Consider the following 13,841-nt stretch of genomic DNA (forward strand, 5'->3'; position numbering starts at 1 on the left):
TTAGCAAACCGCATACAACTGCTCGGCAGCAAGGTTCTTGCAGGCTGAGAAGCATTCCTTACGGATAACCGCTGGCAGGTCATCCTCGCCCTTAAACTTAAAAACGGCTATTCCGCCCTCAAAATGGTATTGGATATGGTATTGAAGCTTGTCGTGAGTAGCAGGTTTATTTTTTGCAGTCCGGCTATCGAACCATGACGAGTACATTCGCTCTATTTCAAGCAGTTTGCCGTTGAATTTTTCAATAATATTTATACAGGCCTTTGCTTCATCGCCAATATAAAGGATATTGTTAAAGGGGATCCAGTTGGTTAAGGGCGCTCTGTTCATTATCAATAGTTTATGAGCGCAAGGTAACGAGCTATTATGAAATTGTAATGAAACTGACGTTAAATGACATGAGGAAGAGAATATGAGAGTCCATAGTCGATGGTCCATAGTCCATAGTCAGGAAGTGCAGTTGGTAGTAGCAGTTAGAAGAGAATCAGGAAGTCAAGAGACAAGAGTCAAGAAATCAAGAGCCAGAAGATTTTTTTCTCTTGGCTCCTGGCTCTTGCGCTCTTGATTCTTATACATTGTCGCCGCTTAACTCGGGGTGATAGTGCAAGCCCGGGGTAAGCCAGTGTAACAGGATGATCCTGGAATACCTGAAGTTAAAGGGAGAAAGTATTACGCCAACCGACAGGATAACGGTTACATAAACCCATGGGTTGTTGCTGCCGGTTAATACATGGATGGCTACTGCTAAGGTCACCATTTCGGCAACAAACATGGCGTAGCTAATCAGCATGGCCACATAAAAATATCCGGGTTCGCGTTCATATACCATGCCGCAATGCGGGCAGGTTTTATTCATTACCTGCGATTTAAAGCTGTACATAGGGGTTGCAAACATATCGCCACGGCGACAGCGGGGGCATTTTCCGTGTATAACAGCCGGCCACATAGGCAGGCCCTTTTCCTGGTTTGTCATGATTGATTTTGATTTAATATATTTTTCCTGAACTCTTCAGGGGTAACTCCCTCCGTTTTTTTAAAGAACTTGGTAAAGTAGGAGTTATCGCTAAAGTTTAATTCGTATGCAATTTCGGTAATGGTTAATTGCGGGTTGGTGAGCAGTCGCTTTGCCTCCAGTATGCTGCGGTTGCGGATCACCTCACCAGCCTGCATTCCCAGCAGATCCTTACAAAGGGCATTTAAATGATTTGGGGTGATGTACAGCAGCGTGGCATAATCCTTTGGCAGCTTGAGGCTCTTGTAATGGATCTCGATAAGCTTCTGAAAATTCTTCAGCAACGTTTGGTTATACGATGCCGGGGTCTTATTGCTGCCTCCCGCACTAAAGCGGTTAACCGAAATAAACAGCTGCAGCATCAGCAACCGAAGCATATCTGCGTTTTGCACCTGCGGAGTTTCCCACTCTTTAATAATGTCCTCAAACAGGCTTTTTATCTTTTGATGCAGGCCCTCCGGCAGATCAATAACAGCGTCGCTAACATCGCCGCTAAAAAAGGAAAAGTCGTCGCAATAACCCGCATTCAATAAAAACGACTGGAAAAAGGAGTTTGAGAAGTTGATGATATAACCGTCAACAAATCCCTCAAAACTCCAGGAGTGCACCTGGCCGGGGATCATGAAATATATTTGATTAGGCCTTACCGGGAAGTTTTCAAAGTCGATGGTGTGGCTGCCCGCGCCATCGGTAAAAAACACCACATGGTAAAAAGTGTGCCTGTGGGCAGCATGCAGGTTTTTGTGATGTTCAAGGTAGGGGGCAAAACGGCTTATCAGGATCTCATCTGATCTAAAATCAGATAAGGTGCAAATATCATATACCGGTGTGCTTTGTAACATGATACAAATCTAAATACAATATCACCACAGGTAATGGTATTATTTACAGTATTTGTGGTATTAATTATGGATTGTTTTCTGAAAGGTGAAAGGTGAAAATAAAATTGGCTTTCAAGTTAGCCCTTTAAATTGTTATGGTGTCTGCCTCTTGGTTCTTGCCTCTTTGTTCCTGGCTCTTATTAGTCCATTTGTAAATAACATTCTCCAGGCGCTCAATGGTGAAAGGTTTACTGATGAAGTCGCTCATACCGGCAACTTTGCACTTGTCTTCATCTTCGCTAAGTACGTTGGCCGTCATGGCAATAATTGGAGGTGCGGCAGGGTCGCTGGCAATAATGTATGCGGCAGCCTGTAAGCCATCCATTTCAGGCATTTGGATATCCATGAAGATCAGGTCGTACTTTTTATGCTCCACCATATCTATCGCAATGCGGCCGTTATCGGCAATATCAACATCATAGCCCATCTTTTTAAAGGTTTTTCGTGCTATCAGCTGGTTCATTTTATTGTCTTCGGCAATTAAAATATTTAGCAGTCTAATTTGCCTTAATGTCTGGTTGTCAGATTGTTCTTTAATCGGCGCATTAATAGAAACAACATCCAAAGGCACGCTGAAGGTGAATACCGAACCCTGGTTTTCCCTGCTCTCGGCCCAAATCTTGCCGTTCATCATTTCAACCAGTTTTTTACAGATGGAAAGGCCAAGGCCTGTGCCGCCGTATTTGCGCAATGCCGTTGTGTTTACTTGCGTAAAGGGCTTAAAAAGTTGCGATAACGATTCCTCGCTGATGCCTATGCCCGTGTCTTTAACACTAAAGGTAACTTCCTGGATGCCGCCGGCACGGTTTGACGCAGAGACGTTAAGCTGTACAGATCCCTCATCAGTAAACTTAATGGCGTTGCCTATCAAATTCACCAGGATCTGCTGTATCCGGCTCTCATCCATTTTTAAATATTCAGCAAGGTTATCGTTTATATTGCAATCTAACGTGATGGCCTTGCCCGGGACTGCAATACCCGGCTGACTTATTTCAAGCACCGTTTTGATACAATTGCGGATATTAGCCGATTTTGGGTGAAGCGTGAGTTTGTCTGCTTCAATTTTTGAAAGATCAAGAATATCGCTGATAATATTGATCAGCAGGTTGCTGCTTGATTGCAGGGTTTGGAGCAACTCGCGCTGCTCGGCATTAAGATTTGAAAGCGACAATAACTGGGCGGTGCCAATAATGCCGTTTAACGGCGTGCGGATCTCATGGCTCATGTTGGCCAGGAAGTTTGATTTGGCTACGGTAGCATCCTCGGCACGATCTTTAGCGGTGGATAACGCCGCTTGTGATGACAGCAGCTCCTCGCTTTTTCCAATAAGCTTATTTTTGTCCTTTTCGTGACTTCTTTTCAGAAAGCTTACCAACAAACCGGCCATTAAAACATTCATTATGGCTGATGAGATAAGGTCTGACTCTTTTTGCGTTGAATTTACCGGCAGGCTTACCCACGAGGGGTGACTTTTTTCCAACAGGTAACAGGTATAAAATACGGCCATTAAAAAGCCGATATAGTACAAATGATATTTGCGTCTAAGCAGCATCATTACCAGCACTATCATGAAAATGCCAATATGGGTGGTTGAGCCCTCAACACCTCCGTTAAAAAACCAACCGGGTATTAACAGCATTATGCCTGCAATAGTATATCCCAGCGCCAGATTTTCTGAATAGCCAATATACCTGCTTTGATAAAATGCCTGAGCGCACATACCGCAAACAAATAACTCAACTGCTATAAGGTATAATGGGAACCCTAATATTATATTGTTTGTTATGCTAACCAGCATACTAATGCTTAAAAACAGGCATACCGCGTTGAAAAGCTTATTTTCAAGTGATAAGGCAGGATCATCAAATCCAACAAACTGTTTTATGTTTTTTAGCAACCTCATTTATATATTCTAACCTCTGTAATTATTTAGCATCGTTTACCTCAAGCCAAAAACCATCCGGATCCTGCAGATAAATCTGTCTTACCCCGTCGGCCCTAAGCTGGATCTTCTTTTGCTCACCGCCCCAGTTACCGTAAACTATCTTCATATCATCAAGGTGATGAATAAAGGCATCCAGGTTTGGAACGCTAAAACATAAATGAACACCAATATTATGAACCGCCTGCGGGCAATCGCCTTTAATAATATGCAGCGCAAGCCCTTCGCCTATTTTTAGCCAAACGTGTACGGTATCATTAAACGGGTGATGGATTTCCTTAAGCTGAATTACCGTGCGGTAAAAATTGGCTGTTTTTTTAAGATCCTTTGCGCATAAGGCAAAATGATTAAAAACCGGCTGATTAGCGTTGTTCGCGTCTTGAGCCTTTACCAATAGTGGTAAGGCAATTGAACAAATTATAGTTAAAACGGCAAGGCGAATTGTTTTGGAGAGAGATGATTTTAAAGAAATGCTCATTTTTAGGTTGTTTAAGGTACTAAACATAAAAAATAAATGTCACTTAAACGGCGCGTAGCCATGTAATTTATCAAATTGGGCAAAAATTATCAAAGGGTGTTAAGGCATTTAGCTACCAGGCCATCATCTGGCTCAGGTTATAGTCAATGGATGCCACCGTGATGGTATTATGGCGATTCCAGTCCTCCATATCAATTAAACCAGGCATGGTTTGGTAATGGTCGTCATTTTTTGAACATTTCACAACATATCCTATATCCTGCACCTGGGCGATTACCGGGCGTGCACCGCACTCCTTACAAAGCTTGCAATAAATCGAACCCGGTATATTTACATATCCCCTCATAATACTTTATTACGGGATTGAGTAGAAGAAGTTGCTGCTAAATCGCTTTTTGTGATAATATTTTGAAAAAAAATCGACGCGATCGAAATTCCTGGCGAGCGGATAACAAATTGTTTTCCAATTAATAAAGACCCTTATCGTATTATTGTAATTGGGCCCGATAATGGCTTTTTGCCATTTTTTAGATCGATCAAATAATAATACGTACCCACCGGCAAGGTGCTGCCGTTGTAGGTGCCATCCCAGGCTTTAGCATACCCGGTAGATCTGTAAACCAACGAGCCATACCGGGTATAAACGGTTATGCTGCTGTTTGGATAGGATGTTATGGCTGATATATTCCATAAATCGTTGATGCCATCGCCATTAGGCGTAAATGTATTTGGAATTACAATGGTACACTGGCTTACCGGGCTGAGCGTAATAGGAATAGGATTTGAAGTTGCACTCGGGTTCACAAGGCATTTTGCCTTGCTGGTTAGGATACAAGTGACTATATAGCCATCAGCAAGTGTTGTGCTGCTAAATGTGGCGCTGTTGGTGCCGGCGTTTATTCCATTTACCTGCCACTGGTAATCAGGGGTAACTGCAGCAGCCGATGGAGTTGCTGTGAACGTTACTTCAGTGCCACCGCAAAAAGGGCCGGTTGCCGACGATGTGATGGAAACCGAAGGGATAGCAGGTTGCTCAGGTGTAAAAGTCAACTCTCCTGAAGTTGCCGTTGCGCTGGTGGTACACACTTCACTGCTGGTCAACATACAACTTACCTTGTCGCCGGCTGTTAAGGTTGAAGTTATGAATGACGGCCCGGCTTCACCTGCATCCTGGCCATTAACAAGCCATTTGTAAATCGGATTTGTTCCACCGTTTTGCGGCGTTGCTTCAAAGGTTATTGCGCTGCCGATGCACTGATCAGCGGTAGTCATTGAAATAATTATAGATGGGGTTAGCGCAGGAGTTACCTTCAGCGTTTGTGTTTTATCAGGCGTTGCGCCATCCTTTGCGGTAATGGTTGTTGTACCGACGCCGGTGATGTGGATCTTGCCGGCTGCTATGGTGGCAACCGTTAAGTCGCTGCTGGTGTAGGTAATTGGCAGGTCATCCGTCGCGCCGGGATCAAAATCAACGCCCATATCACAAACTGTTTTGTCGGGGATGGGCCCAAATACAATTCCGGTAGCATCAACCTCGATACTTAAAGTAAACTGGCTGCTTCCACCTGTATTGTACGCTGTTACCGTATAATCTGTTTTGGGCGATATGGCTGTTGGTTTACCGCTGATAAACCCGGTTGTGGGGTCAAATATCAAACCGGGAGGTAAGGCTTTGTCAATGGTGTATCCTGTGGTATAAACCTTTATGATGTTGTTATTGCCAAAGTTCGCCACATATAAGTTGCCTGCAGCATCCAGGCTTATCCCAAGTGGGAATTCGAATATGTTAACGCCATTGCCAATTCCATCGGCCAATATGGTAACATTGCCTGCTGCATCAATTTTAGCTACCCTTGCATTTGCGGCATCCGCAATAAAAATGTCGCCAATGGCATCAACAGCTACGCCTCCCGGGCTCCTTACCTGGATGCCTGAATTGTTGTTAACGGTAGTCACAAAACCCGATGGCGTTATTTTACGAACAGAATTATTATCGAAGTCGGCCACATAGATGTTTCCAGCTGCATCTATACTTAATTTTTGCGGATTGTTAAAGCTGGCGGCTGTGCCCTGCCCATCGCCTATTCCCGGCGAACCGCTGCCTGCCAGGGTTGATACCATTCCGTCGATACCTATCTTCCTGATCAGGCATGTTCCATATTCTGCTATATAAATATTGCCTGATGCATCAACTGCAATTCCCTGTGGCTGCGTAAATGTTGCACCTGCTACCGGCCCGTTGTTATCTCCCTGTGTTCCGCCGCCTGCAATTGTGCTAACAAGACCTGCCGGGGTTATTTTTCTTATCCTGTTACCATAGGTGTCTGCCACATAAATATTACCGGCGGCATCTGTTGCGATGCCCGAGGGGCCGCTAAAGCTCGCTGCGGTTCCTTGTCCGTCAGTTGATCCGGCTGTGCCGCTACCGGCAAAAGTAGTTACAACACCGGCTGGTGTTATTTTCCGGATCAAAAAATTGTCTCGGTCTGCTACAAAAATATTGCCTGCAATGTCTGTAGCCACACTCGTTGCCTGGTAAAAGCTTGCAGCGGTTCCCGTAGCGTCAGTTTTACCTCTTGCGCCGCTGCCAGCAAACACAAGTGAGTGCCCGTAAGGTGTTGCAGGCACGGCACCGCCCGTGTTTTTAGGTTTTAAAATGGCACTGGTTACACCAACGGTATAAACCAATGGGGTAGTGTAGGTGATAGCAGGTGGCAGGGGCAATGGACCTACATTATCACTAACCTTAATGTTAACCTTAAAGCTGGCGCTTCCGCCCAGGTTGTAGCCGGTAATGGTATAATCTGTAGCTGGTGAAGTTGACGATGGCGTTCCGCTGATTGTTCCGGTTTTTGGATCGAAAACTAAGCCGGGGGGCAAAGGTTTGTCAATTTTATAACCGGTTAATGCTACCTTTCTGATGAGGTTATTATCAAAGTCGGCTACAACTAAATTACCGTTACCGTCAGAAATTATCCCGATCGGATCGTTGAATGTAGCTTCAGACCATAAACCATTAGCTGCGCCTGTTGCTCCGTTTCCCGCTATAGTTTCTATGGTGCCATCGGGCTTTAACATCCTTACTTCCTGCAAGCCGACATCAGTAAAATAAATATTACCAAAGGCATCCGTAGTCAGGCCGCCGGCCGCAACGTGATTTGGGGCCTGTCCTGCAATGGTTGTAACTGATCCTGAAGGAGTTATTTGCCTGATCGCGCTTTTTCCGTCAAGTCCATTATCGCTAACAATCAGGTTTCCATCTTTGTCAATTGCCAGGGCAACAGGTCTGTCAAAGCTGGCCCCTCTGCCAATGCCGTCGTTTGAAACTGTTCCGCCATTTCCAGCAATTGTTGTCACCTCACCCCTAAGGGACACCTTCCTGACCAGGTTGCCGCCTTCATCGGATACATACAGGTAGCCATCGTTTCCAAATTGTATGCCGGCCGGCCCAAAAAAGCTGGCCGTACCATCACTGCTATCATTACTACCAGCATTTGCACTTCCGGCCAGTGTGGTTACTGTTCCGTCGGGGAATATCTTCCTGATGAGGTTATTATCGGTATCAGCTACGTATAAATTCCCCTGGTCATCAAATGCCAGTCCGGCTATAAAATTAAAGCTTGCCCCCGTACCAACGCCATCAACATAGCCTTTTATGCCGCTGCCAGCAAAAGTTGTAACCAAACCTGCAGGTGTTATTTTCCTTATCCTGAAATTTGAAAAATCCGACACATAGATATTGCCCTGCTTATCCATCGCCAGCGCGGCCGGAGAATGAAAGCTTGCACCCGTTCCGGTACCATCTGTAGATCCAATGCTACCACTGCCTGCAAATGTACTTACTTCTCCGTAAGCATTTGCCGGAACATCCCCACCCAGTTGCTTTGGTTTTAAATTAACAATGGTTTTTCCGACAGTGTAGTTTTGCGGCGTTTCATAGACGAACTTTGGAGGCACTGGCAATTGTTGATCGGCGTCAACTTCAATACTCAGCGCAGTACTGCCGCTGCCTGCCGCGTTGTGGGCTGTTACCGTATAAGTGGTGGGCGGTGATAAGGCTGTAGGCGTACCGCTTATACTGCCGGTATTTTTATCAAATATTAAACCAGGTGGCAGGGGTTTGTCAATGGTGAATTTGTCAACGGTTATTTTTCTAACCAGGTTGTTATTGGTGTCTCCTATATATAAATTCCCATCGGCATCTATGGCTATTCCAAATGAAGTATTAAACATTGCTGCAGCCAGGTCGCCATCCGTAGCGCCGGGAAGTTTTTTTCCTGTTACTGTTGTTACCACACCTGCAGGCGTTATCTTCCTGATTTGGTTATTCTGCGCATCTGTTACATATAAATTGCCATAAGGATCAATTTTCAATCCGATAGGATCATGAAAAGTTGCTGCCGTACCAGTACCGTCGGCATCGCCTATAGCCCCGCTGCCGGCAAATGTGGTAACTATGCCTGAAGGCGTTATTTTTCGGATAATATTGTTGTAGCTATCGGCTACAAACACATAGCCGTTTGCATCAACGGCTATGCCGATGGGCCCGTTGAATGAAGCATGGTTGCCTATGTCATCGCCGTGGCCAACAGCACCACTTCCGGAGAGGGTGGTTACATCTCCTGCCGGCGTTATTTTCCTTACCAGGTTACCAGTTAAATCGGCTACATATAAATTTCCGGCATTATCAACTGCTATCCCTGCCGGCTGGTTAAAGGATGCTGCCGTGCCTGCACCATCGGTACTGCCTGTGGTATTGTTACCCGCAACTGTTGTTACTACCCCGGCGGGCGTTATTTTGCGTATCCGATGGTTATTTAAATCGGCAACGTATACATTTCCAAAGGCATCTACAGCTACATCAAAAGGATCATTAAAACTTGCCGCTGTACCCGTGCCGTTTGCAAAGGCTGCAGTGCCGCTTCCTGCAAGTGTGGTAACAAGGCCTGTTGGGCTTATTTTTCTGATCAGTGAATTATCCGTATCAGCTATGTAAATATTACCGCTATTGTCAACAGTTAATCCCTTTGGGCTGTTGAAGCTGGCGGTATTTCCGGTACCATTTAACGAGCCCCTGGTGCCATTGCCTGCAAGTGTTATCACACTGTTAAAACTGCCATTTGTAATTGGCCCGCCCGAGCTTGTTGGAAGTAATGTGCTTATAGGCGTATTGTCCAATGTATAGCTTTGTGGTGTTGGATAAGTTATAATGGGCAAGGCAGGCGGCGGGATTACGTAATCGTTTACCTTTATATTCACAACGGTGCTGTAACTTCCACCGGCGTTATAAGCAGTAACGGTGTAATCTGCAGCGGGTGAAGATTCGAGCGGTGTCCCGCTGATGGTTCCGGTTTTTGCATCAAAATTTAAACCTGGAGGTAAGGGTTTGTTAATTTCGTAGCCTGTGATGCCTATTTTTCTTATAAGGTCATTTCCTCCATCTGTAAGATATAAATTACCCGAATAATAGGTTATGCCGTATGGGATATTGAACGTAGCACCAGACCCCACACCATCATCCGAACCTGGAAGGCCGCCGCCTGCAACGGTGCTCACTACTCCGTCGGGAGTTATTTTCCGGATGGCGCGGTTATTATTGTCTACCACATATATATTCCCCGAAACATCAGAAGTAATTCCAAAGGGATTCTGAAATGTTGCTGCTGTTCCGGCACCATTGGTAAATCCGGCAAGGTTACTACCCGCAAAAGTGGTTACCAGGCCACCAGGGGTGATCTTCCTGACGCAGTTTCCGTTATAGTCAGACACATATAAGTTATCATTGGCATCTATGGTCATAAATGACGGGTCATTGAACTGGGCAGCCGATCCCATCCCATCAACAGTGCCCTGTGTATAGACAAGACCGGCGAACATAGTTACCATCCCGTTTTTGTCTATTTTCCTGATAACTTGTCCATTATAGTCGGAGACGAAAAGATTCCCGTGGGAGTCGAAAACTAAACCAAAAGGATTGGCGAAACCCGCCGTTGTCAGGTTTCCATCTACTGAACCCTGGTAAGCTCCGTCAGGTCCGGTTGCTCCTGCATAGGTGCTTACCAAGCCGCCAGGCGTGATCTTTCTTATTAAATTATTTACCTGGTCGGCCACGTACAGGTTACCTGATTTATCGATTGCCATACCCGCCGGACCGTTAAATTGGGCCGCATTACCCTGGCCATTTGCAAAACCATCTGTTGAACTGCCTGCAAACGGAGTTATTACACCTGCAGGTGTAATTTTTTTTATTTGGGCAGCATCGGAGATATATAAATTGCCGCTTGCATCGGCCACTATTCCATACGGGCCGTTAAAACCTCCTGAATTTTGTTTGTCGGTTATGGTACTCACCTCCCCATAAACATTCTCCGGCACCGCCCCCCCGGTGTTCGTTGGAACCAGCGGCGAAATCGGCGTTTTAACCGGGTAAACCTGTGGTGTTACATAACTGATATGTGGCGGCGGCGGAGGAGGAGGTATCACCGCTTCATCTTTCACCTCAATACTCACCACTTTTATACTGCTGCCATCTTTATTATAACCTGTAATGGTATAATCTGTTGGGGGCGATAAAACTGTCGGCGTTCCTGATATTATTCCTGTTTTTACATCAAAAGTTAAACCTGCGGGCAGGGTTTTATCAATGGTATAGCCGGTTGCTATTACTTCCTTTATCCGGTTGCCATCCTGCTCCACAACATTTAGGTTGCCATCAGGCCCAATGGTGATCCCTTTTGGCGAACCAAAAAATACAGCGCTGCCCACACCGGTTACCGCGCCGTGAGGCCCGCCGCCTGCAACGGTGGTTACCTTGCCATCGGGCGTTATTTTGCGGATATACGCATCATCGGTAACATATAAATTTCCCGATGCATCAATAGTTATCCCGTTTAAAAAAGTAAATTGAGCCGCCGTGCCGGTGCCGTCAACATGCCCGTACTGGCCGCTGCCTGCTAACGTAATTACTACGCCATTAGGCGTGATCTTTCTTATACAGCTGCCTGTTTGTTCGGCCACATACATGTTGCCCGCAGCATCCATCACCAGGTCGATAGGTACATTAAAGCTTGCTGTTTGATATTGCCCGTCAACCGTAGCTGCGGCACCGCTGCCAACAAAAGTTGATACATATCCTGTTGGCGAAACTTCCCTGATCTTGTTATGCGTATCGGTAAAATAAATATTCCCTGCCTTATCCATCACCATTCCGCCCGGTCGGTAAATGCCTGCTGCCGTGCCCTGCCCATCCTGGCTGGTAATATTGCTGTTGCCGGCAAGCGTCGTAACTGTTCCGTCGGGCGTTATTTTGCGGATCAGGGCGTTAAGGTTGTCGGCTACATAAACATTTCCGTCGGCATCGATCACAACACCGTTCAGCGATCCAAACTTTTGAGTGGGGCCGGTGCCATATTTTGTTCCGGAAACAGCATCAGGAGCAACAGTGGTTACTACGCCGCCCGGCGTTATTTTTCTTAAACGCCCATTGGCAACTTCAGTAATGTAAATATTGCCTTCAAGGTCTGTTGCTATGCCATAAGGTATGGTAAACTGCGCCGCGGTGCCTGTTCCATCATTGCTGCCTACGGTGCCACTGCCCGCTATTACACTGGTTTCGCCATAAGTAGTTGCAGGGATTGCGCCGCCCGAATTTGTGGGAGTTAATTGTGGAATAGTTTTATTTATAATGTATGAATTAGGGGTAGTATAATCTATTTTAGGCGGGGCAATAAATTTAAAGCCATCGCGGGCCGCTGTTCCACTGGGCGTTGTTACCCGCACCTTTCCTGTGGTGCCTGTTGTAACTACAGCGTTTATAGTTGTTGCTGAAACTATGACAAATGAGCTCGCCGGGGTATTCCCAAAGCTAACTCCGGTTGCTCCGGTAAAATTTGTGCCGATGATGGTTACGGTGGTTGCTGTACTTGTTGTCGAGGGGGTGAACGATGTAATAGTTGGTGCGGTTAACACCGGGTCGTTTTTAAATACCGAAACCGATTTAGGGCTTCCGGTAACAACTATTTCAGGCTTGCCGTCGCCGTCAAGGTCGCCAATTTCAAAGGCCGAAGTCCCCGTTCCTGAATTTACGTTTACGGCATTTAAAAAGGTTATGCTGCCCGGGATGGATATGTTAGCCTGGATGGTGATTCTCCCGTTATTGGGATCCAAAGTAAATATGTCAGGTTTCCCATCGCCGTTCACGTCGGCAATCCTGATCTGGCCAAAACTATGATCGCTGTTAAATTTTGAGTCGTAAAGCAGTGATGCAGCCGTAAGCGATGGCCCGTTGTACCTTGTTACTAAAACGAACGAGGTATTTGCCGTGTTTACATTATCGGTATAAGTGGTAAGTATTTCCGGCTTTCCGTCCCCATCAAGGTCTGCTACCGCTATTGACTCGGCTGTGTAACCCGCATCTGTGATATTTGAATAATCAAGTCGGTTATCAAATTGTATGTTACCCTGCGTTGATGTGTTGTGAAATAGCGAAAAAGTTTTGTTGCCCCGGTTGGTTACCAGCAGTTCCGGTTTCCCATCGCCATCAACGTCCCCCGCTGTTATATACGACGTGGCAGAGGTGTTGGCGGCAAAGTTTTTTTGAGCCGCAAAGCTGATGTTACCGATCGTCGAATTATTGCGTAACACATTTACATCCCCTCCCGAGCAAAAGGCAAGATCGGGAAGGCCATCGCCATCAAGGTCGTTTATAATAACAGATTTTAGTGAAGTTGGGTTATTTATAACGATATCAACCTTGGGCGCAAATGAGATATTTCCGTTTGTTGAAAGATTGCGGTATACTGATACCGTTGTGTTGCTGTTCACTACTACAATATCCGGCTTGCCATCGCCATCAATGTCGCCTGTAGCTATTGATAACGGATTATCCCCGGTTGCAAGGTCATATTTGGCCCCAAATGAGCTTGATGAAATAACGTTATTAACGGCCGTGCTGCTCAATATCGAGATAGTTTTATCGCCATTTGAAGTGATCACATCTGGTCTGCCATCGCCATCAATATCGCAAATTGTCAATGCAAGCGGGTTGCTGCCTGTTGTAAAATTAACTTTAGGGTCAAAATCGGCCGGGGTTACAGTCGTTTTTATCGGGCTAAAAGTAACATCAAACGGTTGCCTGCTTGTTGATTGTACATGATCAATAGTATTGATAACTGTGATAGGCTGATAGGTTGCCCCCGGCGGAACTGATACAGTAAGCGCACTTGTGGATGCAGAAGTCACCGGCGCTTTGGCTGCCCCGAAATACACCGTGTTACCCGAAATTGAGGCGCTGAAGCCGGAACCGTATAGGCTAACGCTTGTACCAACCGGCCCGCTTACCGGGCTGAAATTGGTAATTACCTGCGCGGCAACGTTGCCCGCCTTAAAAAGTAGCAGGGTAAGCATAAAGAAAACAGATACAGGTTTAATGCCGGTCATACATTTACAATACACACCTATTGCGCAACTATCATAAATCATTCATTGGAGAGGGGGCAATAATGTTTAGATGCTGATAAGGGTTAAAAT

General features: G+C 45.8%; 7 protein-coding genes. All 7 read right to left on the reverse strand.

Going from position 1 to position 13,841, the window contains the following annotated elements; genetic code table 11:
- Entirely contained in the window at nucleotides 1-330 is a 330-nt protein-coding gene (locus KXD93_RS28745) for a hypothetical protein (RefSeq protein WP_258141016.1), read from the reverse strand.
- Between the two features lie 238 nt (nucleotides 331-568).
- Nucleotides 569-973: a DUF983 domain-containing protein gene (locus KXD93_RS28750; RefSeq protein WP_258141017.1), complete on the reverse strand. Its 405-nt coding sequence runs from the start codon at nucleotides 971-973 to the stop codon at nucleotides 569-571.
- The gene (locus KXD93_RS28755) at nucleotides 970-1,854 is read right to left on the reverse strand and encodes a helix-turn-helix domain-containing protein (RefSeq protein ID WP_258141018.1); all 885 of its coding nucleotides are present in this window, start codon (nucleotides 1,852-1,854) and stop codon (nucleotides 970-972) included. The genes KXD93_RS28750 and KXD93_RS28755 overlap by 4 nt, the downstream gene beginning before the upstream one ends.
- 124 nt (nucleotides 1,855-1,978) lie before the next feature.
- Nucleotides 1,979-3,796 carry an ATP-binding protein gene (locus KXD93_RS28760; protein WP_258141019.1) on the reverse strand — a complete coding sequence of 606 codons (1,818 nt, stop codon included), beginning with the start codon at nucleotides 3,794-3,796 and terminating at the stop codon, nucleotides 1,979-1,981.
- Nucleotides 3,797-3,818: 22 nt separating this feature from the next.
- Nucleotides 3,819-4,313, reverse strand: a complete 495-nt coding sequence (locus KXD93_RS28765; RefSeq protein WP_258141020.1) for a VOC family protein — start codon at nucleotides 4,311-4,313, stop codon at nucleotides 3,819-3,821.
- 112 nt (nucleotides 4,314-4,425) lie between these two features.
- A complete protein-coding gene (locus tag KXD93_RS28770; RefSeq protein WP_258141021.1) occupies nucleotides 4,426-4,659 on the reverse strand; it encodes a hypothetical protein in 234 nt (77 codons plus the stop codon).
- A gap of 134 nt (nucleotides 4,660-4,793) precedes the next feature.
- Nucleotides 4,794-13,751: an FG-GAP-like repeat-containing protein gene (locus tag KXD93_RS28775; protein ID WP_258141022.1), complete on the reverse strand. Its 8,958-nt coding sequence runs from the start codon at nucleotides 13,749-13,751 to the stop codon at nucleotides 4,794-4,796.
- Nucleotides 13,752-13,841 lie beyond the last annotated feature (90 nt).

This window comes from Mucilaginibacter phenanthrenivorans (assembly GCF_024721155.1).
Taxonomy (GTDB): domain Bacteria; phylum Bacteroidota; class Bacteroidia; order Sphingobacteriales; family Sphingobacteriaceae; genus Mucilaginibacter; species Mucilaginibacter phenanthrenivorans.